This is a genomic window from Nocardioides scoriae, assembly GCF_900104965.1.
Classification (GTDB): Bacteria; Actinomycetota; Actinomycetes; order Propionibacteriales; family Nocardioidaceae; genus Marmoricola; species Marmoricola scoriae.
This window is the reverse complement of the sequence record NZ_LT629757.1, coordinates 1,035,963-1,061,646: the sequence shown is the minus strand read 5'-3', so window position 1 is coordinate 1,061,646 and position 25,684 is coordinate 1,035,963. Positions and strand designations below refer to the sequence as shown.

The window sequence follows — 25,684 nt, the reverse complement described above, 5'->3', positions numbered from 1 at the left end:
GGTCTTGCCGCAAGCCCCCTGGTCAGGGATACGTTGGTGGTGCGGGGACGGACGGTCCCGCGGCCTCAGCCGGTGCGGTCCAGGACCGCGGTCAGCGGTGCCGGCACCTCCTCGAGGTCGAGCGCCTCGGTGAACAGCCGGGCGTAGCGTGCCTTGCGGCCGGACTGCGAGGTGAGGAAGCGGCGCACCAGCAGGTGGTCGGACCAGCCGCGCTGCGCGGGCATCTGGGCGAGCAGCCGGAACGACGCCGTCTCGCCGGCGCGCTCGACGACCTCGAGCGCGCGGCCCACGCCGAGGGCACGGACCAGCTCGTCCTCGAGGTCGGCGGTGCAGCAGCAGAACCCCGCGGCGGCGAGGTCACCGGTCGTGGGGCCGACGTCGATGCCGGCGCGGGCCAGGCCGTGGCGCAGCTGGCGCTCCTCGGGGGCGTCGTACAGGCCCGACAGCGGCAGGTCGAGCCCGCGCGGTCCGAACCGCTCGGCAAAGGTGCGCACGTTGGTGATGCCACCCATCGCGAGCACCTCGAGGCCCTCGCCGACCAGGTCGCGCCCGCGGCGGCCCGCGAGCGTCAGGAGCGCGATCCGGTCGCTCTCCCCCTCGACGAGGACGACGGCTCGGGGGCTGCTCACCCCACCATGAGGACCGACGGGAGCCGCCGCGTCAACCGGGTTCGGTGCGCTCCGTAGGTTGGACGGACCACCCTCCCCGGCACCAGGAGCCTCATGTCCGAGCCCACCGCTGCACCCGCGTCGTCGGTCACCGCCCCTTCCGACCGGCCCTCCCGGGGGCGCGTGCTGGTGACGGGGGCGAGCGTCGCGGGACCGGCGGCGGCGTACTGGCTGGAGCGGGTGGGGTACGACGTGACCGTGCTGGAGCGCAGCGCCGAGCCGCGCCTGGGGGGCCAGAACGTCGACGTGCGCGGCCTGGCCCGCGAGGTGCTGGAGCGCATGGGGCTGCGCGAGGCGGTGCTCGCCGCCAACACGGGCGAGGTCGGCACCCGGTTCGTGGACGAGCGGGGTCGGACGGTCTCGGAGTTCCCCGCAGAGGCGGGCGAGCCCGACGGACCCACCGCCGAGCTGGAGGTGCTGCGGGGCGAGCTGGCGCGGATCCTCACCGGGGCGTGCGGCGACGGCGTCACCTGGTGGTCCGGCGACCACGTGGTGGAGGTCGAGCAGAGCGCCGAGGAGGTGACGGTGACGCTGGCCGGGGGAGACGTGCACCGCTTCGACCTGGTCGTGGTCGCCGAGGGCCCGCGCTCGCACACCCGCGGGCTGGTGCTCGGCCCGGAGCAGCGGCCGGAGCTGAAGCGGCTCGGGATGCACATGGCCTGGGCGACGATCCCGCGGACGGCCGACGACGACCGCTGGTGGCGCTGGATGAGCGTGCCCGGGTCGCGCTCGGTCACCCTGCGGCCGGACAACCTGGGCACGACGCGGGCGACGCTGGGCTTCATGGACGACCCGGGCGACTTCGAGGACCTGCCTCCTGCCGGTCAGGTCGCCGAGCTGCGGCGGCGCTTCGGCGACCTCGGCTGGGAGGTGCCGCGGGTGCTGGACGCGATCGGCCAGGGCGAGGAGCTGTACGTCGAGGACCTCACCCAGGTCGTGTGCCCCACGTGGAGCGCGGGTCGCGTCGTGCTGCTGGGCGACGCCGCGTGGTGCGTCACCCCGATCGCCGGGGCCGGCACGTCGCTGGCCCTGCTGGGCGCCTACGTGCTCGCCGTCGAGCTGGCCGCGCTGGCGCCGGGCGAGGCGCCCGCGGCGGCGTACGAGCGGTGGGAGGGGTGGATGCGCCCGGTCGTCGAGGAGGCCCAGGACCTCCCGCCCGGCACGCCGCGCCTGGCCAACCCGCAGTCGCGGGTCGGCACGACGCTGTTCCGGGCCGGGACGAGGCTGGCCGCGCTCCGGCCTGTGCGGGCGCTGGCGAGCCGGTTGACCTCGGGGCCCGACCCCGACCGCGAGCTGCCGCCGCTCCCGGCGGGCTGAGCGGCTGTCCGGGCCCGGCGTCGCTAGGGTCGTGCCCGTGCCCGAGGAGCTGCCCCACGACGCCGGCCCGGACGGAGCCGCGCCGGCCGAGGCCGGCACGGCCGACGAGCAGCTGAGCCTCGGCTCGGAGCGGGCGGCGCTGGAGAGCTTCCTCGACGCCCAGCGCGAGGGCCTGGTCCGCAAGGTGGCGGGCGTCATCGACGCCGACGCGCGGCGGGCGCCGACCGCGAGCGCGCTGACCCTGCTCGGCCTGCTCAAGCACGCGACGGTCTGGGAGCGCCGCTGGTTCCAGGTCGTGCTGCTCGGTCGCCCGTCGGGCGAGCCGTGGCCGGACGTCCGCGGAGGCCACGAGGCGACCTTCGCGGTCGACGAGCAGGACACGGTGGCGCACTGGGTGGCGGCCTACCGGGAGGCGTGCGAGGCCTCCCGCGTGGCGGCGGCCGGCGTCGGCCTGGACGAGCGCTGCGTGCGCACCGACCTGCTCGACGCCAACCTGCGCTACGTGCTGTTCCACCTCGTCGAGGAGACGGCCCGCCACGCCGGCCACGCCGACATCATCCGCGAGACGATCGACGGCTCCGTCGGGTTCTGAGCGCGCCCGGCCGAGGGTCTCGCCGGTCAGAGCTCGAGGTCGGCGCTCCGGACGACCGCGGCGTAGTTGCCGTCGAGCGCGCCCAGGAACGCCGCGTGCACGTCGGCGCCCGCGACCGCCCGGCCGTCGTGCTCGAGGTCCGCGGCCGCGCACGCGTCCCCCACGACGGTGACCGTGTGGCCGGCGTCGGCGGCAGCGCGCACCGTCGCGTCGATGCACAGGTTGGTCTGCATCCCGACGACGACCAGGGCGTCGGTGCCGAGGGCCTGCAACCGGTCGGCCAGCCCGGTCTCGAGGAAGGCGTTGGGGTGCGCCTTGCGGAGCACCGTCTCGCCCTCCGCCGGGGCCACCAGCTCGTGGATCTCGACGCCCGGGGTGCCGGGCACGAAGAACGGCGCGTCCGGGCCCTCGATGACGTGCTGCACGTGGACCACCGGCAGCCCCGCCCCGCGGAAGCGCGCCAGCACCTCCGACGCGCGCTGCGCCGCCTCGTCGGGGGCGACCAGCGGGAAGGCGCCGCCCGGGAAGTAGTCGTTCTGGACGTCGACGATCAGCAGCGTGGTCGGCACGGGGCCTCCTGGGTCTGGGGTCGGCACTTTCGGGGGGGCCTGGCGAGGCTAGCCGTCGACCGGCTGCCTCGACCCGGTCCGAGGTGGTCCAGCCCGCGTGGACCGAGCCCTTGCCGAGCCGACGGGGCGGGTCGAGGGTCATCCGCATGAGACGCGCAGCAGCAGTCGGGATCGGGCTCGCCCTGGCGGTGGCCGGCACGGGGGCACCAGCCCAGGCGTCCAGGCCCACCAAGCCCGATCGGGCCGTCAGGTCGTCGGTGGAGATCACGACCCGGTTCGCCACGGCGAGCGGCGGCTACGTCGAGCCGAGCACCGGCCAGTGGGTCGTGTACCGGCCCTACTACACGGTCCAGGTCGACGTCGTGTGCCCGGCAGGTGCGACGGGTGCCCTGACCTACAGCCCCGTGTTCGCGATGAACCTCGGGGGGTTCAACTTCACCTGCACGGGCGCGAAGCAGCAGCTGGCGTTCGGTGCCGGCGCCATGAACGGGGTCAACGAGGTGGGTCTGCACCGCCAGCGGCCCACCGTGAACCTGTGGGTCTACTCCAGTCCGCCGAGCGACGGAGGCTCGTTCCCGGCCGCTCCCGTCTCGACCGACAGCGAGAACATCTGGGTGCAGACGGTGCGTTCCAGCTAGGTGCCCGGCGCCCCTCTCAGCTGCGGGGCGGCTCGGTCAGGGCGTCCAGGTCGCGCACGGCGTAGCGGTGGTGCTCCCACTCCTCCTCGAGGATGGTCTGCAGGCACGACAGCACCGTCTCGTCGTGCTGCGGGGCCCAGGGGTTGGGGCGGGTCTCGCGCAGCTGCTCGGGCGTGACGGTGGCGAGGTGCTCGGTCACCAGGGCGACGCGATCGGCGCGCACGGCCAGCACGTCGTCGTACGCCGGGACGCCGGGTGCGAAGACGGTCGGGTCGTGGCCGTCGGAGTGGTACTCCCCGTTGGGCTGCCCCAGCGGGTGGAACGGCTGCTCGACCCGCAGCACGGCGCCGCGCAGCCAGGTGTCGGTCGCCATGACGAGGTGTCGCAGCGTCTGGGCGAAGGACCACTCGTCGGCGACCGAGCGGTCGATAGCGCCCGGCGGCAGCGCCGCCGCCCGCGCCAGCGTGGCCGACCAGGTCCGCTGCAGGGCGTCCCAGGCCTCGCGCAGGCCCTCGGGACCGGTGGCGCGGCGCAGCTCGCGGCCGGGGAAGCGACGGTCGAGCTCGGCGTCGACGTACGCCGTCACGTCGACGCCGTTGACCAGCAGCGACCCGCCCTCGAGCAGCCACGGCGAGTCGATCTCGGCGCCGTCGACGTCGCAGCCGCGCACCACCGCGCCCGACAGGTCGCAGCCCACGAAGCGGGCGCCACGCAGCCGGGCCCCGACGAAGTGCCGGGGGACGTCGGTGTCGCCCGTGTCCGTGGTCATGCGTCCGCCCTTCCGGGGATCAGGCCGGCGTGGAGCCGCCGGCCACCTCGTAGTTCCAGACCTCGCTGTGCGTCGAGACCGGCTTCGGGGCGTCGCCGCCGGCGCGCTCCGCCGCCGAGCGGTGGCCCTCGGAGAAGCCGGGGGAGCTCAGCCAGCCCTGGAAGGACTCCTCGTCGCGCCAGCGGGTGATGACCAGCCACTGGTCGCGGTCGTCGGTCGGCTTGAGCAGCTCGAACCCCTCGAACCCGTCGGCCCCGTCGACCGCGCCGGCGCGGGCGGCGAAGCGGTGGGCGAGCTCGTCGCCGGAGCCGGCGGGCACGGTGATGGCGTTGATCTTGATCGTCGTCATGGCTCCAGGTTGCCAGGGGAGGCCGTCCGCGACGAGTCGTGGGGGTGAGAGGGCGCCGGGGCGCCCTCGGGGCCCCACGACACCGAGGGCGGCGCGGCGTACGGTGCCCGGGTGAGCGACGCGCTGGACCCCGGGCCGTTCTTCCACGGCACCCGGGCCGACCTCCGGGTGGGTGACCTGCTGACCGCGGGCTTCAGGTCCAACTACCGGCCCGAGGTGGTCATGAACCACGTCTACTTCACCGCCCTGCGCGACGGCGCCGGTCTGGCGGCCGAGCTGGCGGTCGGTGACGCCGCGCCGCGGGTGTACGCCGTGGAGCCGACCGGCGCGTTCGAGGACGACCCCAACGTCACCGACAAGAAGTTCCCGGGCAACCCCACGCGCTCCTTCCGCAGCCGTGAGCCGCTGCGCGTCGTCGGCGAGGTCCACGACTGGACCCGCCTCACGCCCGAGGCGCTGCAGGCGTGGCGCGACCGGCTCTCGGCGATCCTGCACGTGGAGCGCGGGGAGATCGTCAACTGAGGCCACGACGGCCGCCTCAGCCGTACGTCGGGAACTGCGGCCACCCCTCGGGGCTGTCCTCCCAGTCCTGCTGGCGGCCGTAGGCGGTCCGGTCCATGACGTGCGCGACGGGCAGGATCGCCTCGGTGCCACGGGCGGTCGTCATGTAGGTGAGGTACGGCGTGCCGTCGCGCAGCAGGTAGTAGGAGTAGCCCGGCAGCTGCCCCTCGCGGCCCTCGTCGTCGGTCCGCGTCCAGCCCCAGTCGTGGTGGTAGCCGGTGCCGTGGGAGGAGACCCACAGGTGGTCCCAGCCCTGCTTGCGGCGCCAGTCCTCCAGCTTCTCGATCGGCGCCTGGGAGACCATCGCGAACGCGATCGCCTCGTCGTCGAGGCGGCTCATCCGCGCCGGGAGGTTGTCGACGGCCCAGGTGCAGCTGGGGCAGCCCTCCTCCCAGTCCGGGCCGAACATGACGTTCTGCACCAGCAGCAGGTAGCGGCCCCGGAAGAGCTCGGTCAGCCGGACCTCGCCGTCCGGACCGGTGAACGCGTAGTCCTCCACCGCCACCATGGGCAGCCGCCTGCGGGCCGCGGAGACGCGGTCGCCGTGGCGGGTGACCTCCTTCTCGCGCTCCACCTGCTCGGCGAGGGCGGCGTCGAAGGCGTCCCGGCCCACGACGGGCGGGGCGGCCTGGGGCTGGTCGTGCTTGGTGCTCATGCGGACCTCCTGGGTCGAGGGGTCCGTCACCGGCGGTGACGGGCTCGCGGGTGGTGTCGCAGGTGCCGACCGGCGCGGCGGACCGGCCTCATCGGTCGTGGCGGGCACCCGCCGGTCGCCGCCGCGCGAGGGCCCACGCCGCCGCGAGCACCGCCGCGGCCAGGTCGACCCGGCGGGCGAGGGCGAGGGCGGGGGAGACGTCGGCGGCCGCGAGGGCCCTCCCGGAGCCCATCACGGGCCGGTGCTCGACGCGGTCGCCGTAGGTGTTGGTGCCCCCGAGCCGCAGCCCGAGCGCGCCGGCGAAGGACGCCTCGACGGGCCCCGCGTTGGGGCTGGGGTGCCCACCGGCGTCGCGGCGCCAGGCCCGCAGCGCACCTCGGGGATCGGGTCCGCAGGCGGCGGCGAGCAGGGCCGAGAGCCGTGACCCCGGCAGGTTGAGCAGGTCGTCGAGGCGGGCGGAGGCCCAGCCGAAGGCGACGTGCCGCTCGCTGCGGTGGCCCACCATGGCGTCCAGCGTGTTCGCCGCGCGGTAGCCCACCAGCCCCGGCACGCCCGCGACCGCCCCCAGCACCAGCGGGGCGACGACGGCGTCGGAGGTGTTCTCCGCGACCGACTCGACCACGGCCCGCGCCACCTCGTCGGAGGTCAGCGCGGTGGTGTCGCGCCCCACCAGGTGGGTCAGCCGCTGCCGCGCCTCGGGCAGCCGGTCGGCGTCGAGCAGCGCCGCCACCGCCCGGCCCTCGCGGTCGAGCGAGGTGCCGCCCAGCACCGACCAGGTCGCGACGGCCGTGACGACCACGTGGGCCACGGGTCGTCCGCGGGTGGACCGCTCGGCCAGTGCCCCGAGACCGGTGGTGCCGCCCACCAGCACCAGGGCGTACGCCGCGCCCCGCCGCCGCGACGGCGCCCAGGTCCGCTGCTCGAGCGCGCCGGCGACCCGGCCGAACCCGGCCACCGGGTGGAACCGCTGCGGGTCGCCCAGCAGCCGGTCGGCGAGGAACCCGAGGCCGAGGCCGAGCGCGCGCGTCGGCACCGCGCCGCGCACCCCACGAGCCCGTCGGGTGCTCATCCGGCGAGGACGACGGTCGCGGCCCCGGCGACGCCCACCAGCAGCGCGGCCAGGCACAGCTCGACGGCCGCGCCGAGGACGTCGCCGGTGACCCCGCCCAGCCGGTGGGTGGCCCGTCGCACCACCAGCAGCACCACGCCCGCCGCCAGCAGCACCCCGGCGGCGGCGCGCAGGACCAGCGGTCCGGGCCCGACCCACCCGGCGACGAGGGCGGCGACGACCAGGGCGGCCAGCCACGTGCCGACGGCGGCGGGGCGACCCACCGAGCCGGCGAAGGTGGTGCCCAGCCCGTCGGGACGGGCGGCCGGGACGCCCCGGGCGCAGGCCAGCGCCAGCGCGCAGCGGGACAGGCAGACCAGCACCCCGGCGAGGACGGGTCCTCGCGACGGCAGCACCAGGGAGGCGAAGGCCGCGGCCTGCACGCCCAGCACGAGCAGCACGGCCACGCCGCCCGCCGGACCGGAGGTGCCGCTGTGCATGACCGCCAGCGAGCGCTCGCGGTCGTAGGACGCGGTCAGCCCGTCGGCGGTGTCGGAGAGGCCGTCGACGTGGAGGGCGCGGGTGCCGAGCACCAGCACGGCCACGGCGAGCAGCCCCGCCACCAGCGGCGGCGCGGAGAGGCGGTCGCCGAGCTCCAGCACCACCGCGACGCCGACGCCCAGCGGCAGCACGGCCAGCGGCGCGAGGAGCACGGCCGCGCCCGCCGTGCGCCGGTCGACCGTGACGGGCGGACGCACGCGCACCACCGTGAGGGTGCCGACGGCCAGCCGCCAGGCGTCGCTCAGCACGTCACAGGGAGGCGGCGAGCTCGCGGCGCCGGGTGCGCTCGGTGGTGCGCTGCTCGAGCGGTCGCAGGAAGCCGGTCAGCAGGATGCCGATGGCGGCCCACATGGTGGCCAGGGTGAGCAGCGAGGCGCGTCGGAAGTACCACAGCGTGTCGGCCGGGAAGTCGCCCACCTCGTTGACCGTCGGCATCAGCAGCCCCACGACGGTGACCAGCACCAGGTAGGCGCCGGCGGCCACCAGCACTGCGGTCCACGCACCGAGCCGCGGCAGCAGCCGAGCCCCCAGCACGACCGCGCCGACCACCGCCAGCACCGAGACGAGCAGGAACACGAAGTAGTAGTCGCTGCGCTGCCCGATGGTGTCGGCGCTGCCGACGGCGGGCGGGGTGGCGGGGTACTTCCAGAACGGCACCAGCGCGACCCCGACGAAGCCGGCCAGGGCGACCACCGCGGTCGAGCCGGTGGCGCCGAGCCGGCCGAGGCGGCCCATCGCGGTCGCCGCGGCCAGCGCGACGAGGCCGCCGAGAGCCGTGCCGACGGCCAGCGAGCCGGTCAGCAGGCCCCAGGTGCGCTGGGTGCCCCGCGAGACGACGGCGTCGGCCTCGTCGTGGGAGTGGCCCGCGGCGGCCTCGGCCCCGGGGTCGGCCGCCGAGGCGGAGCCGGTGTCAGCCGACTCGTCGTGGGAGTGCTCGCCCGAGGACTCGAGGGCGATCGCGGCCTCCACCTGGGGCTCGCCGACCTGGTAGGCGACGAGGAAGGTGGCGAAGCCGGCGAGCAGGCCCGCGAGCAGCCCGCGGACGAGGAAGGCGCGTGCAGTCATGAGGGGTCCGTTCGGCAGCGGGCGCAGCAGGGCGCGTCGGCGTACGCCGGGACGCCCGGTGCGACCGGGGGATCAGGTGGGGCGGACCCTCAGTGGCAGGGGAAGCCGAGCAGGTGGCGACCGTCGTGCACGAACTCGTGCACCAGGGTGCCGGAGGACAGCGAGAACGCGCCCTGCTCGGCACTGACGAAGAAGAGCACCAGCGTGGCGACCAGGCCGAAGAACAGCGCCCACGGGGCGATCTGGCCGAGCGGGATCGAGGGGACCTCGACCGCGGTGGTGGTGGGAGCGGCGACAACCTGGGACATGTGTCCTCCTGGGGGATGAGTGCGTCCCCGACGATGCGGATGGATGAGCGGACACTCGGGTCTGACTCCACCGCCCCCAGGTTCGGGAGCGGTGTCACAGTAGCGCGACTGTGCCGGATTCCCACCGGCTTCCTCGTGCCCGCGCAGCCACCCTAGGGCATCAGGAGCGCGCGGTGTCCAGCCCGTCCAGCGTGGCGAGCAGGTGTCGCACCTGGGGCTCGGGCCGCACGGCGATCCGGACCCAGCTCGGGTCGAGCCCGGGGAACGTGTCGGCCCGCCGCACGGCGATGCCGGCGTCGCGCAGCGCGGCGTGGACGCCCTCGCCGACCTGGGCCAGGACGTACGACGCGGCGGACGCGACGTGGTGGATCCGGCGCTCGGCCAGGCCGGCCTCCAGGACGCCGCGCCACGCCCCCAGGGCCTCCGCGCGGCGGGCCGCCTCCTCGCGCGCGGCGTCGCTCGTGCAGGCCACCGTGGCAGCCGCCGCGGTGGTCGACACCGACCACGGCACCTGCTCGCGGCGCAGCCCGGCGACGACCTCGGGCTCGGCCAGCAGGTAGCCCGCCCGCACCCCCGGGACCGCCCAGTGTTTGGTCAGGCTGCGCACCACCACGACGCCGGGCAGCCCCGTGCCGGCCAGCGACCCGGTCTCGCCGGGCACCACGTCCATGAACGCCTCGTCGACGACCACCAGCCGCCCGGGCCGGCGCAGCCGGCGCACCGCCTCGGCGGGGTGCAGCACGCCGGTCGGGTTGGTGGGGTTGCCGACCACGACCAGGTCGGCGGCCTCGGGCACCGCGGCGGGGTCCAGCACGAAGCCGTCCTCGGGGCGGCATTGCACCTCGGTCACCGCGTGGCCGGCCTGCTCCAGCGCGGCGTGGGGCTCGGTGAACTGCGGGTGGACCACCACGGGCAGCCGCCACGGCCGGAGCCGGGCCAGCAGCGTGAAGGCCTCGGCGGCACCGGCCGTGGCCAGCACCTCGTCGGGCTCGCGGCCGTGGTGGGCGGCGACCGCGGCCTCGGCGGCGGTCGGCGAGGGGTAGCGCCCGACGTCGTCCAGGCTGTCGCGCAGCGCGGCGTCCAGCCACGGCGGCCGCGGACCGGGGAAGACGTTGACGGCCAGGTCGAGCAGCCCCTCGGCCGCCTCGACGTCGCCGTGGTGGCGCAGGGGGTCGGGCAGGGGGCCGGCGCCCGTCGAGACAGGACTTCGTCCTTCCTCGGCGGCCGGCTGCTCGGTCCCCGAGGAGGTCGCCCCGCGACCGTCTCGAAGATCGGTCCCTGAGGAGGTCGCCCCGCGACCGTCTCGAAGGGTGGTCCCCGCGTCGGCGTACGCGTGGACGGCGTCGGCGAAGCGCTGGGCGAGGTGGGGGTGGCCGGCCCAGTGCGTGTGGAGGTACGACGCGTGCACGCTGGTCGTGGCGAACCCGGTGGCCTCGCCGTCGATCGTCCACGCGGCGTCGCCGCCGGGGGCCGGGTCGGGTCCGGCGCCGGCCGCTGGCGTGGTCGTCGTGCGGTGGAACTCGTGGCCCGTGACCTCCTCGCCGGTGCGGCCGAGCAGCGAGTCGCCGGCGGCGGTCGCGACGGGGTAGCGCAGCGTCAGCCGCGGCGACATCGCGGCCGTCACCGGCAGCGCCCCGACCATGGGGGACTCGTCGACCGAGGTGCACAGGTAGAGCAGGCCGGCGCACTCGGCGACCGTGGGCACGCCCCCGGCGACGGCGGTGCGCAGCTCGTCGCGCAGCGGGGCGTTGGCGGTCAGGGCCGCGGCGTGGACCTCGGGGAAGCCGCCGCCGAGGTAGAGCCCGCTGGTGCCCTCCGGCAGCGCCGTGTCGGCGAGCGGGTCGAAGGCGACCACGTCGCAGCCCGCGGCGCGCAGCAGCTCCTCGGTCTCCGTGTAGCGGAAGGTGAAGGCACGCCCGCCCGCCATGGCGATCACGGGCCGGTCCGCCCGTCCGGGGGCCCGGTCGGGGGTCCTGTCGGAGGTCCGGGCGGGCGCCCGGACCTCGCTGGCGGGGTCCCAGGGCTCCTCGTCGAGGTCGGAGGCGCTGGACGCCAGCTCGAGCAGCGCCCGGAGGTCGACCGACTCCGTCACGTGCTCGGCGAGCCGGTCGAGGGCGTGGGCGGCCTCGTCGCGCTCGGCGGCGGGCACCAGCCCGAGGTGGCGCGAGGGGGCGGAGAAGGCGTCGTCGCGGCCGATGGTGCCCAGCACCGGGATGCGGATCGAGCTGCGGACCTCGGCGACCTGGCGCGGCGAGCCGGCCTTGTTGAGGATCACGCCGGCGACGGTGATGCGGGGGTCGAAGGTGCAGAGGCCGTGGACCACCGCACCGATCGTGCGCGAGGAGCGGGAGATGTCGACGACCAGCACCACCGGCGTGCGGGTGAGGCGGGCGACGTGGGCGGTGGAGGAGAAGCCCGCGCCGCCCATGCGGCCGTCGAAGAGACCCATCACGCCCTCCACGACGGCGACGTCGGCCCCGGCGGCGCCGTGCAGCAGCAGCGGGGTGACGCGGTCCTCGCCCACCAGGTGGGGGTCGAGGTTGCGGCCGGGGCGGCCGCTGGCCAGGGCGTGGTAGCCCGGGTCGATGTAGTCCGGGCCGACCTTGTGGCCGCTGACCTGGTGGCCGGCGCGGGACAGCGCGGCCATCAGGCCGGTCGCGACCGTCGTCTTGCCCTGCCCGGTGGACGGGGCGGCGACCACGAAGCGGGGCAGCCGGGTGCTCACGGGGTCACCACTCGATGCCCTTCTGGCCCTTCTGCCCGCGGTCCATCTGGTGCTTGACCTTGGTCATCTCGGTGACGAGGTCGGCGACCTCGATCAGCCGGGGGTTGGCGCGGCGGCCCGTGACGACGACGTACTGCCGGCCCGGGCGGTTCGCGAGCGTCTCCACCACGTCCTCGACGTCGACCCAGCCCCACTCCATGGGGTAGGTGAACTCGTCGAGCACCAGCAGGTCGTGGGTCTCCTCGGCGAGGCGGCGCTTGACCTCGGCCCAGCCCTCGGCGGCCTCGACGGCGTGGTCGGTCTCCGAGCCCTCCTTGCGCGACCAGGACCAGCCGGCGCCCATCTTGTGCCACTCGACCGGGCCGCCCTCGCCGGTCTCGCGGTGCAGCTCGCCGAGCCGCTCCAGGACGGTCTGCTCGCCGATGCGCCACTTGGCCGACTTGACGAACTGGAAGACGCCGACGTCCCAGCCCTGGTTCCAGGCGCGGATGGCCAGGCCGAAGGCGGCCGTCGACTTCCCCTTGCCGTCGCCGGTGTGGACCATCAGCAGCGGCTGCTGGCGACGCTCGCGGGTGCTCAGGCCGTCGTCGGGGACGGTGATCGGCTTGCCCTGGGGCATCAGGCGGCTCCTTCGGTGGTGGGGGCGCCGGTGGGGCCACCCGTGGGGCGCACGTGGTCCTGCACCAGGGCGGTGAGGCGGTCGGCGCTGACCTCGCTCACGGGGACGTGCTCGGCGCGCAGGTGCTCGGCGAGCACGCCGGCCAGCCCGAGCCGCATCGCACCGCTCTCGCAGTCGACGACCAGGGCGGCGGTGCCGGCCTCGGCGAGGTGGGCCGCGACCTGGCGGGACCGGGCGACGGCGTCCGGGCCCGAGGTGGCCCGGCCGTCGGTGACCACGACCAGGAGGGGGCGTCGGCGCGGGTCGCGGACCCGCTCGAGGCGCAGCACCTCGGCGGCCCGGAGCAGTCCCTCGGCGAGCGGCGTGCGGCCACCGGCGGGGAGGTCCTGGAGGCGGGTCGCGGCGATGTCGACCGACCGGGTCGGGGGCAGCGCCAGCTCGGCGCCGTGGCCGCGGAAGGTGACCAGGCCGACCTTGTCGCGGCGGCGGTAGGCGTCGAGCAGCAGCGAGAGGATCGCGGTCTTGACCTGCTCCATGCGGCGGCGCGCGGCCATCGAGCCGGAGGCGTCGACGCAGAACAGCACCAGGTTGGACTCCTGGCCCTCGCGGGTGGCCACCCGCAGGTCGTCGGCGCGGAAGCGCAGGCTCCCGCTGCGCCGCCCGCGGGCGACCTGGTGCGGCGCCGCCGCCCGGACCGTCTCGGCGAGGTGCAGGCTGCCGGCGGTGTCGGAGCCACCGAGGCTGCGTCGCGAGCCCGTGCGGCGCCCCGACTCGGTGACGGCCCGGCTCCGCTTGCCGGCCTCGCCGGCGCCCGTGCCGCGGACGGTGAAGAGCCGGGTCCGGTAGGGGTCGCCGCTCGCGGCCACGGTGCCGGGGGGCTGCTCGCCGCCGTCGCCGGGGGAGCCGGGCTGGTCGCCGGGCCGGTCGCCCGGCTGGGGGGCGGCGTCGTGGGGTGGGGCGGCCGCGTCGTCCGACGCGTCGCGGTCCTCCGCACCGTCGGCCCCACCGTCGTCCTGGCCGTCGAGGGACCCGCCGTCCTGGCCGTCGTGCGGTCCGGTCGTCGGGGCGGCCGGACCGTCCGACGTGCCCGGGTCGGCCCCGTCGCCGTCCGGGCCGCGGTCGGGCTCGCCGTCCCGGCCGTCGGTGCCCTCCGGCGGGTCGGGGTCGGGCTCCTCGTCGCCGAGGACCCGGTCGAGCAGGTCCTCGTCGAGGCCCGGGGCGTCGAACGGGTTGCGCCGGCGGCGGTGGGGCAGTGCCAGCCGGGCGGCGGCCCGGATGTCGTCGAGGACCACCCGCGAGCGGCCCCGCCAGGCGGCGTGGGCGACGGCGGTGCGGGCCGTGACGAGGTCGGCGCGCATCCCGTCGACCTCGAAGGCGGCGCACACCTCGGCGATCTTGAGCAGGGCGGCGTCGCTCAGCACGACGTGGGCGACCCGCTCCTGGGCGGCCCGGATGCGGGCGGTCAGGTCGCGCTCGGCGTCGGCGTACGACGCGGCGAAGGTCTCGGGGTCGGCGTCGAAGGCCATCCGGCGGCGCACGACGTCGACGCGCTGGGCGGGGTCGCGGGGCGCGGCGACCTCGACGGTGAGCCCGAACCGGTCGAGCAGCTGCGGCCGCAGCTCGCCCTCCTCGGGGTTCATGGTGCCCACGAGCACGAACCGGGCGGCGTGCTCGACCGAGACGCCGTCGCGCTCGACCGTGGAGCGGCCCATCGCGGCCGCGTCGAGCAGCAGGTCGACGAGGTGGTCGTGGAGCAGGTTGACCTCGTCGACGTAGAGGATGCCGCGGTGGGCGCGGGCCAGCAGGCCGGGCTCGTACTCCGCCTTGCCCTCCGACAGCGCCCGCTCGAGGTGCAGCGAGCCCAGCACGCGGTCCTCGGTCGCGCCCACGGGCAGCTCGACGAGCCGCACGGCGCGGGTCTCGGTCGGCGCGTCGGCGGTGAAGGGGCCGTCGGGCGACAGCGGCGAGCGGTCGCGCGGGTCGGTGGAGAACCGGTCGCCCGCGACCACGTCGATCGGGGGCAGCACCGCGGCGAGCGCCCGCACGATCGTCGACTTGGCCGTGCCCTTCTCGCCGCGCACCAGGACGCCGCCGACCTCCGGGGAGATCGTGGTCAGCACGAGGGCCAGCGCCATGTCGTCGGACCCGACGACGGCGCTGAAGGGGAACTGCAGTGGCATGGGAGGCTCCCGCTCGTCAGCCAGCGAACAAGTGGCGCGAGGCCGGTCTTCGGACTTGCCCGGATCGCTGCCGACCTCGTGGTCGGCGGCGTCCGGGTCACCGCAGCGGGCCTGTGCCGGAGTCTCACCGGCTTCCCAGATTCTCCCGTCGGGACGCGGTTGGGGCTGGGGTGGTGCTGCGTCCGTCGGGGCACCTCGTGCCTGTCGGGCGTCACGATAGCGTCTGCCCTCGTGACCTCCGGAGGCCGACCGCGCCCACCCGTCGACGGGCCCGCCACGGTGACCGTCGTGGGGCTCGGGGCCGACGGCTGGGACGGCGTCCCGCAGCGCCTGCGGACGCTGGTCCTGCAGGCGCCGGTGGTGCTCGGGGGGCGCCGTCACCTCGGGCTGCTGCCCGACGTGGCCGGCCAGCTCCGCGAGGCCTGGCCCTCGCCGCTGCGCGACGGGCTGCCCGCCCTGCTGGAGCGCCACCGGGGCGCCGCGGTGGTCGCCCTGGCCTCGGGCGACCCGCTGCTGTCCGGCGTCGGCAGCACCCTGGTCGACCTGCTCGGCGCCGACGCCGTGCGGGTCGAGCCGACGGTCTCCTCGGTCGCGCTCGCCGGTGCCCGGATGGGCTGGGCCGCCGAGTCAGTCGAGGTGGTCAGCCTGGTCGGGCGCGACCCGCACCTGCTGCTGCGCGCGCTGGCGCCCGGACGGCGGCTGCTGGTGCTGACCTCCGACGAGCGGACGCCGGGGGTGGTGGCGGAGCTGCTGGTCGCGCAGGGGTACGCCGCGAGCCGGCTCACCGTCCTCGGCGACCTCGGGGCCGACGACGAGTCCCGGTCCGAGGGCGTGGCCGGCGGCTGGGACGTCGTGGCCCCGCGGCTGCACGTCCTCGCCGTCGAGGTGGCCGGCCCGGGCGGCGCGACGGCTGCGTCGTGGGTCGCCGGCCTGGCGGACGCGGCGTACGACCACGACGGGCAGCTGACCAAGCGCGACGTCCGCGCCAGCGCCCTCGCCCGGCTCGCCCCCGCCCCCGGGCAGCTGCTGTGGGACGTCGGGGCCGGCGCCGGGTCGGTCGGCATCGAGTGGATGCGCGCCCACCCGACCTGCCGCACCGTGGCCGTCGAGCACCACCCCGAGCGGGCCGCGCGGGTCGCGCGCAACGCCGCCGCGCTCGGCGTGCCCGGCCTCGTGGTCGTCGAGGGCCGGGCGCCCGACGCGCTGGTGGACCTCGAGCGGCCCGACGCGGTCTTCGTCGGCGGCGGTGCCACCCGGCCGGGCGTGCTCGAGGCCTGCCTGGCGGCGCTGCGTCCCGGCGGGCGGCTGGTGGTCCACGGGGTCACCCTGGAGACCGAGGGGGTGCTGGCCGCGGCGCACGCCGCCCACGGCGGCGAGCTGACCCGGCTCTCGGTCGAGCACGCCGAGCCCATCGGTTCCTTCACCGGCTGGACCCCGGCCCGCGCCGTCGTGCAGTGGGCCCACACCCGCCCCGCCACCACTCCCCAGGAGCACCCGTGACCGTCCACTTCGTCGGGGCCGGCCCCGGTGCCGCCGACCTGCTCACGCTGCGTGCCGCGAGCCTGCTCGCCCGCGCCGACGTGGTGCTCTACCCCGGCACCTACCTCGACGCCGAGGTGCTGGGCCACGCCCGCCCGGACGCCCGGCTGGTCGACACCCAGGACCTCGACCTCGACCAGATCCTGGCCGAGCTGGTCGCCGCCGACGGCGCCGGCCGCGACGTCGTCCGGCTGGTCTCCGGCGACCCGTCGCTCTACAGCGCCGTGGCCGAGCAGACCCGGCGTCTCGACGCCGCCGGCGTGGGCTGGGACGTCACGCCCGGCGTCCCGGCGTACGCCGCCGCGGCCGCGCTGGTGGGCCGCGAGCTCACCGTCCCGCTGGTGGCGCAGTCGGTGGTGCTGACCCGCGCCCAGGCCCGCTCGACGGCGATGCCCGAGACCGAGTCGCTGGCCCGCTTCGCCGCCACCCGCGCCACCCTCGCCCTGCACCTGGCCGTCACGCGGACCCGCGAGCTGATGGCCGAGCTGGAGCCGGATTACGGCGCCGACTGCCCCGTCGTGGTGGTCCACCGCGCCAGCCAGCCCGACGAGCTGGTGCTCCGCGGCACCGTCGCCGACGTCGCCGACGCGGTCGAGCGCGCCGGCCTGCGCCAGGCGGCCGTCATCCTGGTCGGCCGCGCCCTCGACCCCCACGACGGCGGGGAGTCGTACCTCTACGACCCCGCCCGCGACCGCGCCGCCAAGCGCCGCCCCGCCCAGCCGTAGCTGCGCCACCGGACCGGCACCGATCCGCCCGGGGACGAATCGGGCGCACCTGACGGGCAACACTGCCCGCGGAGTCGGACATGTCGCCCGCCCGCGGGCTGTTTCCCCGGTCGACCGGGGAAACTGCCCCCCTCAGGACGGCGTCGACCGAGCCGTCCACACCGCCCCGGACGCCGAGCGCCGGGTGCCGGTGGAGCCGACGAGCAGGAGGCACTTCATGTCGATCGACGAGGCGTCGAGGTCGGCGAGGGTGGTGACGGTGAGGGACTCCTCGGCGCGGCCGACGTCGCGGCCCACGACCACCCAGGTGTCGGCGGGGCGGACCTCGAGGAGCACCTTCTGGGCGTCGACGATCTGCTCGGTGCGCGAGCGCGAGGCGGGGTTGTAGATCGCCAGCACCAGGTCGGCCTCGGCGACCGCGCGCAGCCGGCGCTCGATGAGCGACCAGGGCTTGAGGCGGTCCGAGAGGCTCATCACCGCGAAGTCGCCGCCGATGGGGGCGCCGGCCCGGGCCGCGACGGCCTGCACCGCGGAGACGCCGGGGAGCACCCGCACCGGCACCGAGGCGTACGCCGGGTCCTCGGCCGCCTCGAAGACGGCCGAGGCCATCCCGAAGACCCCGGCGTCGCCGCCGGACACCACGGCCACGCGGTCGCCGGCCCTGGCCAGGTCGAGCGCCAGGCGCGAGCGGTCGAGCTCGACGGTGTTGCCCGAGGCGTGCCGGGTGAGGCCGGCGCGCTGCGGCACCCGGTGGACGTACGGCGCGTAGCCGACCACGTGGTCGACCTCGGCCAGCACCTCGGCCACCTCGGGGGTGAGCCAGCGGTCCGGACCGGGGCCCAGGCCGACCACCACCACCTCGCCCGGCGCTGGGTCGCGGACCTCCGCGGGGGCGCCGACCACCGCGGCCCGGGCCTCCGGCAGCGCGGGCTCCCGCCGCCCGACCGGGTCGGTCGCCCGGGTGTCGCCGGCCACCACGACCAGCGAGAAGTAGGGCACCGAGTCGGGGTCGACGTCGGCCACCGGCAGCCAGCGCTCGGCGGGCATCGACGCGCGCTCGACGTACACCGCGTGCTCCAGGCGGCCGGCCTGCTCCAGCGCGGAGCGGACGGCCGGGAAGGTGCGGCCGAGCTTCATGATGATGGCGCCGTCGGTGTCGGCCAGGCGCCGGGCGAGCTCGGCCTCGGGCAGCGTGCCGGGCAGGATCGTCAGCACGTCGGTCTGGCGCACCAGCGGCGCCGCGACCGCCGCGGTCGCCGCGGCGAAGGCCGGCACCCCCGGCACGACCTCGGTCGGGAAGCGATCGGCGAGCCGGTCGTGCATGTACATGTAGGACCCGTAGAAGAGCGGGTCGCCCTCGGCCAGCAGCACCACCGTGCGCCCGGCCTCGAGGTGGACCGCCAGCCGCTCGGCGGACTCCTCGTAGAACTCGGCGATGGCGCCGGCGTACCCGCCCGGGTGCTCGGTGCGTCCGGTCGTCACCGGGTAGCGGAGCTCCTCCTCGACGGCGCTCGCCGGGATCAGGTCGGCCGCGATGCGGCGTGCGTTGGACTGCTTGCCGACCCCGGCGTGGTAGGCCACCACGTCGGCCGAGCCGATCAGCCTGGCCGCCTTGAGGGTCACCAGCTCGGGGTCGCCCGGGCCGAGACCGACGCCGTAGAAGCGGCCGGTCGCGCCGGTGCTCACTCGCGCTCCTGGGCCAGCGCGTTGACGGCCGAGGCGGTCATCGCCGAGCCGCCGCGGCGACCGCGGACCGTCAGGAAGGGGACGTCGATGCCGTGGTCGGCGGCCAGGGAGGCGAGCGCGTCCTTGGACTCGGCGGCGCCGATGAACCCCACCGGGCAGCCGACGATCGCGGCGGGCCGGGGCGCGCCGTCGATGAGCATCTCGAGCAGGTGGAACAGCGCGGTCGGGGCGTTGCCGATGGCGACCACCGCGCCCTCCAGGAGGGGCTCCCACAGCGAGACGGCCGCGGCGGAGCGGGTGGTGCCCCACTCCTCGGCCAGGGGCGGCACCAGCGGGCTGCGCAGCAGGCAGACGACCTCGTTGTCCCTCGGCAGCCGGGCCCGGGTGACGCCCGAGGCGACCATGTGGGCGTCGGCGAGCACCGGCGCGCCCGCCTGCAGCGCCTCGCGCGCCGCGGTCACGACGTCGGGGTGGAAGACCAGGTCGTCGACCAGGTCGGTCTGGCCGGTGCCGTGCACCATCCGCACCGCCACCGTCGCGGCGTCGGGTGCCCAGCCCTCGAGCCGGGTCTCGCGCCGGATGGTGGCGAACGACTCGGTGTAGATGTCGCCGCCGCGGTCGACGTACTCGTAGTGGCTGCTCGGCCGCCTCAGCACCGTCACCGGACCGCCTCCTGCCGCGTCACCAGGACGCCGCGCCAGGGCGTCACGACCAGGTCGCTGCCCGGCGCCGCGGCGGCGACCAGCGCGTCGACCAGGGCGGGGGAGAGCACCCCGTCGGGGGCCGCCACGTGGTCGAGGCCCGGCGCACCCGGCACCGGACCGTACGCCGCCGCGCGCGACCCCGCGGGCCCGTCCGCGGGCAGCCGCGCGTCCCGGGGGCCGGCCGGGACGAGCGGGGCGTCGAGCTCCTCGACGTGCCACGCGGCCGTCGGTCCGTCGCCGCGCAGCCGCACGAAGCGGCGCGCGAGCGCGACCAGGTGGGAGGCCGCCTCGTCGAGGGCGACCACCGGCCCCCAGGCGTCGCCGACGCGGAGCTGGGCGCGCCGCTCGTCGAGGGCGACCAGCCCCAGGTCGGCGTCGCGGTCGAGCAGGTCGCCGCGCCCGTCGTCGAGGACGAGGAGGAAGCGCCCGGGCAGGACGGCCAGCGACGGCTCGGCCTGCAGGCCGGCATCGAGCTCGCGGGCGAGGCCGCGCAGGTCGGCGCGACCGCCGACCAGGCCGGTCAGCGGCGACACCATCACGTTGCGCCCCATCTCGTGGCTCCGCGACGGCAGCAGGCCGGTGGCCTCGACGGCGGCCACGACCGGCTCGGGCAGCGAGCCGTCGCCGGTGCTGGGCAGCGCCCGCAGCTGCAGGTTGGCCCGGCCGGTGAGGTGCAGGTCGCCGTCTCCGTGCTCGCGCGCCACGGCCGACAGCCCGGCCAGGGCGTCGGGTGCCACGTGGCCCCCGACCAGGCGCACCCGCACCAGGGCGCCGTCCTGAGCGGGCCAGGGACGCAGCACCCCCGGGCACCGGTCGCGCCGGTGGCGGCCGCGCGTGGTCCGGTCCGTGTCGACGGGGGTGGTGGTCAGCACCGGGTGTCCTCGAGGTCAGGGGCCCGTCCGCGTGGCCCGCGAGTGACCTCACGGCTGTTGCCGCGAGGGCCAGCAGGTCTTCGGACTCGGGATCGATCGGTGCGGGGCGCCTTCCCGGACCAGCTCGATCCAGTGGCTGGTCTGCGACCGTGCCCCGCCCGTCACCCACACCGCTGCGCGTCAGTCCCGGCCTCTCACCGGGTTCCCTGGTCTCCCGCGGCGGACCGCGGGAGGTTGACTGGCTCCGGGCACGCTACCAACCCGGAGCGCCGCTGGACACCGTCGCCCGCGCCGCGGGCGCGTGGCGCTCGCCCTACACTCGCCGACCATGACCTGGAACCGTCCGGTGCCGCTCATCGGCGACCGGACCTCGGCCGCCGAGCGGGCCGAGGACGTCGGGGCGTGGGCCTTCCCGGCCTCGGCGCGCCAGGCGCTCCACGACGTGGTGGCGTCGCGACGCGACATCCGCCGCTTCCGGCCCGACCCGGTGCCGGCCGAGGTGCTCGACCGGGTGCTGGCCGCGGCCCACGCCGCCCCCTCGGTGGGCCACAGCCAGCCGTGGCGGTTCGTGGTGGTCGCCGAGCCCGCCACCCGTGAGCGCGCGGCCCGGATGGCCGACGAGCAGCGGCTGCGGCAGGCCCGCCAGCTCGAGCCCGACGCGGCCCGGCGGCTGCTCGACCTGCAGCTCGAGGGCATCCGCGAGGCCCCGCTGGGCGTCGTGGTCGCCTGCGACCGGCGGGCGCCGGCGGCGGGCGTGCTGGGCCGGGCCACCTTCCCCGACGCCGACCTGTGGTCGTGCGCCTGCGCCATCGAGAACCTCTGGCTGGCCGCGCGCGCCGAGGGGCTCGGCGTCGGCTGGGTGACGCTGTTCGACCCCGCCGACCTCGAGGGCCTGCTGGGCCTGCCCGAGGGCGTGGTGACGCTGGGGTGGCTGTGCCTGGGCTGGCCCGACGAGCGGCCCCCGGCCCCCGGGCTCGAGCGGGCCGGCTGGTCGCGGCGCCAGCCGGTGGCCGACGTCGTGATGCGCGAGCGGTGGGCCGAGGACGGCGCGACCGCCCCGGCGCCCCCGCCCTCGCACCTGCGGGCGCCGGGCCGTGCCGAGGTCGTCGGCGTGCGCGACGTCGCCGACGCCCTGCTCACGCCACCCGGGTCGCTCGGCCTGCTGGACCGGGCCGTCGACCGGCTCGAGGCGGTCGGGCGGCTGCGGAGCGGCAGCACCGCCCGCGGCGGGGTGCTGCTGCTCGCCGCCGGTCGCCACCGCGTGACCGAGCTGGGGGTGAGCGCGTTCGAGGACTCCGTGACCGACGAGGTGCTGGCGGCCAGCCGGGCCGGGGAGTCCTCCGGCGCGGCCGCCGCGCGGGCGTCCGGGCTCGGCTTCCGGGCCGAGGACGCCGGGAGCGCCACCGGCGACCTGCTGCACGCCGACGCGCTGGCGCCCGACGCCGTCGGTGCGCTGCTCGAGCGCGGCCGCGCCGTCGGCCGCGAGCTGGCGGCCGAGCACCTGCTCGTCGCGCTGGGCGAGGTCGGCATCGGCAACACCACGGTCGCGGCGGCCCTCGCCGCCGGGGCGCTCGACCTGCCCGCCGACGACGTCGTGGGGCTGGGGGCGGGCGCCGACGCCGACATGCTGCGCCGCAAGGCCGAGGTCGTCACCCGGGCGGTCGCCAGGGTGCGCCGCGACGCCGGCCCCGGCCCGCTGCCCCCCGAGCGCCTGCTCGCGGCCCTCGGCGGCCCCGAGCTGTGCCTGCTGGCCGGCGCCGTGCTCGGCGCGGCCGACGGGGGAGCCGTGGTCGTGCTCGACGGGCTGGCCACCAGCGTGGCGGCCCTGCTGGCCGTGCGGCTCGAGCCGGGCGCCGCGGCGTACCTCGTGGCCGGGCAGCGCAGCCGCGAGCGCGCCCACGCCCGGGTCCTGGAGCACCTCGGTCTCGAGCCCCTGCTCGACCTGCGGCTGCGCGCCGGCGAGGGCGTCGGCGCCGCGCTCGCGTCGAGGCTGCTGCTCGGCGGGCTGGAGCTGCGCCGCAGCACCGGGCGCACCGGCCGCGCCTGAGGCCCGGCGCTCCGATCCTGTCGCTCTGCGCCGATTTCCGGGCGCTGACCGTCGAGCCCGCACCCCATCCGCGGGGCCAGGCTGGGGGTCCCACCCTCGGACGAGGAGAGCGCCGATGACCGCGACCATGCCCACCAGCGACCACGCCACCGAGAGCGCCACCGAGAGGGCCACCGACACCGGGGCCGAGCGGCTCACCGTGCTGGCCGCCTGCCCGCACGACTGCCCCGACACCTGCGCGATGGTCGTGACCGTCGAGAACGGCGTCGCGACCGACGTGAGCGGCAACCGGGACCACCCCTACACGCGCGGCGGACTGTGCGTGAAGGTCGACAACTACGTCGACCGCGTCTACAGCCCGCAGCGCGTCACCCACCCGATGCGGCGCACCGGGCCCAAGGGCAGCGGCCAGTTCGAGCGGATCACCTGGGACGAGGCGATCACCGAGATCGCCGACCGCTTCCGCGACATCATCGACCAGCACGGCCCCGAGGCGATCATGCCGTGCAGCTACCTCGGCACCCAGGGCATCCTCAACGGCCTCAACGTCGGCGACCCGTTCTTCAACAAGCTCGGCGCCACGATCGCCGAGCGGACCTACTGCGACTCCGGCGCCTGCACGGCGTACGTCATGACGATGGGCGACACCGCCGGCGTCGACCCCGAGTCGTTCGTGCACTCCAAGTTCATCCTGATCTGGGCCGCCAACCTGATGAGCACCAACCTCCACCTGTGGCCCTACGTCGCCGAGGCGCAGCGGCGCGGCGCCAAGGTCGTCGTGGTCGACCCGGTGCGCACCCGCACGGCCAACGCCGCCGACCAGCACATCGCCATCCGACCCGGCACCGACGGCGCCCTGGCGATGGCGATGATGCACGTGATCATCACCGAGGGCCTCACCGACGAGGCGTACGTCGCGGAGCACACCGTGGGGTTCGAGGACCTCGCCGAGCGGGTCCAGCAGCACACCCCCGAGTGGGCCTCGGAGGAGACCGGCGTGCCGGTCGAGGTGATCCGGACCCTGGCCCGGGAGTACGCCACCAGCCAGCCCTCGGTGATCCGCATCGGCGTCGCCGTGGAGCGGCACGCGGGCGGCGGCCAGACCGTGCGTGCGCTCGCCTGCCTGCCGGCCCTGGTCGGGGCGTGGCGGCGTCCCGGTGGCGGGATCCTGCAGCTGCCCCTGTGGGCGTTCCCGGTCAACTGGCCCGCCTTCATGCACCCCGAGCTGCAGACCCCCGGCACCCGGGTGATCAACCTCTACCGGCTCGGCGAGGCCCTGACGGGGGCGATGGAGCTCGAGACGCCGCTCAAGGCGCTGTTCGTCTACAACTCCAACCCCGTGGTGGTCTGTCCGGACCAGGAGCGGATGGTCGCGGGCCTGCAGCGCGAGGACCTGTTCACCGTGGTCAGCGAGCAGTTCATGACCGACACCGCCGACCTCGCCGACCTCGTGCTGCCGGCGACCACGCAGCTCGAGCAGACCGACATCATGTTCTCGTGGGGCCACCTCTACGTGACCTACAACCACCCGGCCATCGAGCCGGTGGGCGAGGCGGTGTCCAACACCGAGCTGTTCCGCCGGCTCGCGGCCGCGATGGGCTTCGACGAGCCGTGCTTCACCCGCACCGACGACGAGATGGTCGCGGAGGCCTTCGACTGGAGCGCCCCGGCGATGGAGGGCATCGACGTCGAGTCGCTCAAGGCGCAGGGCTGGCAGCGGCTCAACCTGCCGCCGGCCGACGAGTACGCCCCGCACGCCGAGGGCGGCTTCCCCACGCCCTCGGGCAAGGTCGAGCTCGCCTCCTCCATCGCGGCGGGTGGCAACTTCGTGGTGCCGCTGTTCCGCCAGGGCTCCAACGACCACCAGCCGGGCACGCCGGTGGACCCGCTGCCGCACTACGTCGCGCCCCGCGAGTCGCCCGGCAGCGCGCCCGACCTGGCCTCGCGCTTCCCGCTGAGCCTGCGCAGCCCCAAGGCGCACGCCTTCCTCAACTCCAGCTACGGCAACCTCGAACGCCAGCGCAAGGTCCAGAAGGAGCCGGTGCTGCTGGTCAACCCCGAGGACGCGGAGGAGCGCGGCATCGAGACCGGGACGACCGTGCGGGTCTTCAACGACCGCGGCGAGTTCACCGTGCTGGCCAAGGTCGACCCCTCGACGATGCCGGGCGTGACCGTGAGCTCCATGGGTCACTGGCGCAAGAACACGCTGGCACTCGCCACACCGGCCTCGCTCAACCCGACGGCCTTCGCCGACCTCGGCAACGCGCCGACCTTCTCCGACACCCTGGTCGAGGTGGAGGTGGTGCGCGACCCCGACTAGGTCGTCCTGCGCCACCCGGCGCCGTCGCGGTACTGCGTCGGGCTGACGCCGTAGGCCTCGCGGAACGCCCGGCCGAAGCTGCCGGCGTCGACGAAGCCCCACCGCCGGCCGATCTCGGCCACGGCTCTCCCCGCCCCCGCGGGGGAGACCAGCTCGCGCCGACACCGCTCCAGGCGCCGGGTCCGGATGGTGCGGGCCACGGTCTGCTGGCGGTCGGCGAAGAGGCGGTGCAGCTGCCGGGTCGACACGGAGTGGGCCCGGGCGACCTCGTCGGGGCCGAGCCCCGGGTCGTGCAGGTGGTCGTCGATGTAGCGCTCCACCGAGGCCAGCAGCGCGGCGTCGCGCCGGTGGGACTCCATCGGCACGACGCCGCACGCGAGCACGGCGAGCAGGTCGCCCACCTCGTCGGCCAGCGACGCCGCGCGCGGCGGCTCGAGCGCGGGGCGCTCGGCCACCAGCGAGGCCAGCATTCGCGAGATCACCGCGCTCAGGCCGGCGTCGCCGCGCATGGTGCGTGCGGTCGCCAGCCGCGAGTGGGCCCGGCTCAGCGCCAGGCTCTCGCGGGGCCAGGTGAACACGTCCATGGTCCAGAGCGGGTCGCGCTCCCCGCTGCGGAGCACCCAGTCGAAGGGCCGGGTGGTCTCGTAGATCACGAAGTCGCCGACCCCGAGGAGGGCCTCGCGGCCGTCCTGGTGGGTCAGCGCGGCTCCCTCGCGGATCAGCCCGACCTGGAGGTAGTCGCGGTCGTCGCTGCGCACCAGGGCGGGGCTTCGCTCGATGGCCTGGGAGACCGAGCGCACCCGCGAGACCTGCAGGTGGCCCAGCGACCAGCTGTCGACGTCGCCGTGGACGTCGTTGCGCGCGGCGTCGCCGACCTCGAGGGCGACGAAGCGCTCGCGCAGCAGCGAGGACCAGGCGGAGCGGTCCTCCGCCTGCTCGTGTGCCAGGTCGCTGCGCATGCCGGCCTCCCTGCGAGTCGAGGGTAGGTGCCCCCGCCGCATCCGACCAGTGACGACCGTCACGGCCCGGTCCGCCGCTCCGGGCCTGCCGCTCGGGATCGGCCCGGCGGGTCGGCCGGGCCGGCGCGGCAGGTCAGCCCGGCAGGTCAGCCCGGCAGGCCAGCCCGGCAGGCCAGCCCGGCAGGTCAGCCCGGCAGGTCAGCCCGGC

The 25,684-nt window shown here is 76.3% G+C and carries 24 protein-coding genes and 2 riboswitches; of the genes, 8 read left to right on the top strand and 16 right to left on the bottom strand.

Annotation, left to right across the window (positions count from 1 at the left end; translation table 11 throughout):
* Positions 1-65 precede the first annotated feature (65 nt).
* A complete protein-coding gene (locus BLU55_RS05125) occupies positions 66-629 on the bottom strand; it encodes a TOPRIM nucleotidyl transferase/hydrolase domain-containing protein (RefSeq protein WP_091726847.1) in 564 nt (187 codons plus the stop codon).
* Between the two features lie 93 nt (positions 630-722).
* Between BLU55_RS05125 and BLU55_RS05120 the strand changes: the two genes are divergently transcribed.
* Positions 723-1,985 carry an FAD-dependent monooxygenase gene (locus BLU55_RS05120; protein WP_091726844.1) on the top strand — a complete coding sequence of 421 codons (1,263 nt, stop codon included), beginning with the start codon at positions 723-725 and terminating at the stop codon, positions 1,983-1,985.
* Positions 1,986-2,022: 37 nt separating this feature from the next.
* Positions 2,023-2,577 carry a DinB family protein gene (locus tag BLU55_RS05115; protein WP_197681102.1) on the top strand — a complete coding sequence of 185 codons (555 nt, stop codon included), beginning with the start codon at positions 2,023-2,025 and terminating at the stop codon, positions 2,575-2,577.
* A 26-nt stretch (positions 2,578-2,603) separates the two neighbouring features.
* Here BLU55_RS05115 and BLU55_RS05110 read toward each other — a convergent pair whose 3' ends face one another.
* Complete coding sequence (locus BLU55_RS05110; protein WP_091726841.1) at positions 2,604-3,146, bottom strand: cysteine hydrolase family protein; 543 nt, start codon at positions 3,144-3,146, stop codon at positions 2,604-2,606.
* A gap of 146 nt (positions 3,147-3,292) precedes the next feature.
* Here BLU55_RS05110 and BLU55_RS05105 point away from each other — a divergent pair, with 146 nt between their 5' ends.
* Positions 3,293-3,784, top strand: a complete 492-nt coding sequence (locus BLU55_RS05105) for a hypothetical protein (protein ID WP_157682735.1) — start codon at positions 3,293-3,295, stop codon at positions 3,782-3,784.
* Positions 3,785-3,800: 16 nt separating this feature from the next.
* Here the strand turns inward: BLU55_RS05105 and BLU55_RS05100 are convergent, their stop codons facing one another.
* The gene (locus BLU55_RS05100; RefSeq protein WP_091726836.1) at positions 3,801-4,553 is read right to left on the bottom strand and encodes a DinB family protein; all 753 of its coding nucleotides are present in this window, start codon (positions 4,551-4,553) and stop codon (positions 3,801-3,803) included.
* 19 nt (positions 4,554-4,572) lie between these two features.
* Positions 4,573-4,902 carry an antibiotic biosynthesis monooxygenase family protein gene (locus BLU55_RS05095; RefSeq protein ID WP_091726833.1) on the bottom strand — a complete coding sequence of 110 codons (330 nt, stop codon included), beginning with the start codon at positions 4,900-4,902 and terminating at the stop codon, positions 4,573-4,575.
* A gap of 111 nt (positions 4,903-5,013) precedes the next feature.
* Here BLU55_RS05095 and arr point away from each other — a divergent pair, with 111 nt between their 5' ends.
* Complete coding sequence (gene arr, locus BLU55_RS05090; protein WP_091726830.1) at positions 5,014-5,424, top strand: NAD(+)--rifampin ADP-ribosyltransferase; 411 nt, start codon at positions 5,014-5,016, stop codon at positions 5,422-5,424.
* 16 nt (positions 5,425-5,440) lie between these two features.
* Here the strand turns inward: arr and BLU55_RS05085 are convergent, their stop codons facing one another.
* From BLU55_RS05085 to BLU55_RS05050, 8 genes are all read right to left on the bottom strand, one after another.
* The gene (locus BLU55_RS05085; RefSeq protein WP_091726828.1) at positions 5,441-6,118 is read right to left on the bottom strand and encodes a DUF899 family protein; all 678 of its coding nucleotides are present in this window, start codon (positions 6,116-6,118) and stop codon (positions 5,441-5,443) included.
* 88 nt (positions 6,119-6,206) lie between these two features.
* Positions 6,207-7,187 (bottom strand): cobalamin biosynthesis protein, encoded by a 981-nt coding sequence (locus BLU55_RS05080; protein WP_091726826.1) that lies wholly within the window; start codon positions 7,185-7,187, stop codon positions 6,207-6,209.
* Positions 7,184-7,975, bottom strand: a complete 792-nt coding sequence (locus tag BLU55_RS05075; RefSeq protein ID WP_172833870.1) for an adenosylcobinamide-GDP ribazoletransferase — start codon at positions 7,973-7,975, stop codon at positions 7,184-7,186. Before BLU55_RS05075 ends, BLU55_RS05080 begins: the two co-directional genes overlap by 4 nt.
* Position 7,976: 1 nt before the next feature.
* Positions 7,977-8,792 carry a CbtA family protein gene (locus BLU55_RS05070; RefSeq protein WP_091726822.1) on the bottom strand — a complete coding sequence of 272 codons (816 nt, stop codon included), beginning with the start codon at positions 8,790-8,792 and terminating at the stop codon, positions 7,977-7,979.
* A gap of 89 nt (positions 8,793-8,881) precedes the next feature.
* Positions 8,882-9,100: a CbtB domain-containing protein gene (locus BLU55_RS05065; protein WP_091726818.1), complete on the bottom strand. Its 219-nt coding sequence runs from the start codon at positions 9,098-9,100 to the stop codon at positions 8,882-8,884.
* A gap of 160 nt (positions 9,101-9,260) precedes the next feature.
* On the bottom strand, positions 9,261-11,825 hold the full coding sequence (locus BLU55_RS05060) for a cobyrinate a,c-diamide synthase (protein WP_197681101.1): 2,565 nt from the start codon (positions 11,823-11,825) through the stop codon (positions 9,261-9,263).
* 4 nt (positions 11,826-11,829) lie between these two features.
* Entirely contained in the window at positions 11,830-12,444 is a 615-nt protein-coding gene (gene cobO / locus BLU55_RS05055) for a cob(I)yrinic acid a,c-diamide adenosyltransferase (protein ID WP_091726815.1), read from the bottom strand.
* Entirely contained in the window at positions 12,444-14,624 is a 2,181-nt protein-coding gene (locus tag BLU55_RS05050) for a magnesium chelatase subunit D family protein (RefSeq protein ID WP_091726812.1), read from the bottom strand. Before BLU55_RS05050 ends, cobO begins: the two co-directional genes overlap by 1 nt.
* Positions 14,625-14,665: 41 nt before the next feature.
* Positions 14,666-14,779: riboswitch (cobalamin riboswitch) on the bottom strand.
* A gap of 76 nt (positions 14,780-14,855) precedes the next feature.
* Here BLU55_RS05050 and cbiE point away from each other — a divergent pair.
* Both cbiE and cobM read left to right on the top strand, forming a co-directional pair.
* Complete coding sequence (gene cbiE / locus BLU55_RS05045) at positions 14,856-16,124, top strand: precorrin-6y C5,15-methyltransferase (decarboxylating) subunit CbiE (RefSeq protein ID WP_231917053.1); 1,269 nt, start codon at positions 14,856-14,858, stop codon at positions 16,122-16,124.
* The gene (cobM, locus tag BLU55_RS05040; RefSeq protein WP_091726809.1) at positions 16,121-16,888 is read left to right on the top strand and encodes a precorrin-4 C(11)-methyltransferase; all 768 of its coding nucleotides are present in this window, start codon (positions 16,121-16,123) and stop codon (positions 16,886-16,888) included. Before cbiE ends, cobM begins: the two co-directional genes overlap by 4 nt.
* Before the next feature lie 132 nt (positions 16,889-17,020).
* On the opposite strand, the gene BLU55_RS05035 is transcribed toward cobM, so the two are convergent.
* Genes BLU55_RS05035 through BLU55_RS05025 form a run of 3 tightly spaced genes read right to left on the bottom strand, consistent with a single transcriptional unit; the run spans position 17,021 to position 20,150 of the window.
* Positions 17,021-18,574 (bottom strand): precorrin-2 C(20)-methyltransferase, encoded by a 1,554-nt coding sequence (locus BLU55_RS05035; RefSeq protein ID WP_091726807.1) that lies wholly within the window; start codon positions 18,572-18,574, stop codon positions 17,021-17,023.
* On the bottom strand, positions 18,571-19,230 hold the full coding sequence (locus BLU55_RS05030; RefSeq protein WP_407938426.1) for a precorrin-8X methylmutase: 660 nt from the start codon (positions 19,228-19,230) through the stop codon (positions 18,571-18,573). Before BLU55_RS05030 ends, BLU55_RS05035 begins: the two co-directional genes overlap by 4 nt.
* Positions 19,231-19,232: 2 nt before the next feature.
* On the bottom strand, positions 19,233-20,150 hold the full coding sequence (locus BLU55_RS05025; protein WP_231917052.1) for a nitrite reductase: 918 nt from the start codon (positions 20,148-20,150) through the stop codon (positions 19,233-19,235).
* A gap of 54 nt (positions 20,151-20,204) precedes the next feature.
* A riboswitch (cobalamin riboswitch) is annotated at positions 20,205-20,408 on the bottom strand.
* Positions 20,409-20,478: 70 nt separating this feature from the next.
* On the opposite strand from BLU55_RS05025, the gene bluB reads away from it, so the two are divergent.
* The gene (bluB, locus tag BLU55_RS05020; protein ID WP_091726801.1) at positions 20,479-22,197 is read left to right on the top strand and encodes a 5,6-dimethylbenzimidazole synthase; all 1,719 of its coding nucleotides are present in this window, start codon (positions 20,479-20,481) and stop codon (positions 22,195-22,197) included.
* A 115-nt stretch (positions 22,198-22,312) separates the two neighbouring features.
* The gene (locus BLU55_RS05015; protein ID WP_197681100.1) at positions 22,313-24,517 is read left to right on the top strand and encodes a molybdopterin-containing oxidoreductase family protein; all 2,205 of its coding nucleotides are present in this window, start codon (positions 22,313-22,315) and stop codon (positions 24,515-24,517) included.
* Here the strand turns inward: BLU55_RS05015 and BLU55_RS05010 are convergent.
* Positions 24,514-25,476 carry a helix-turn-helix domain-containing protein gene (locus BLU55_RS05010; protein WP_172833869.1) on the bottom strand — a complete coding sequence of 321 codons (963 nt, stop codon included), beginning with the start codon at positions 25,474-25,476 and terminating at the stop codon, positions 24,514-24,516. The two genes, BLU55_RS05015 and BLU55_RS05010, sit on opposite strands and share 4 nt — an antisense overlap.
* Positions 25,477-25,684 lie beyond the last annotated feature (208 nt).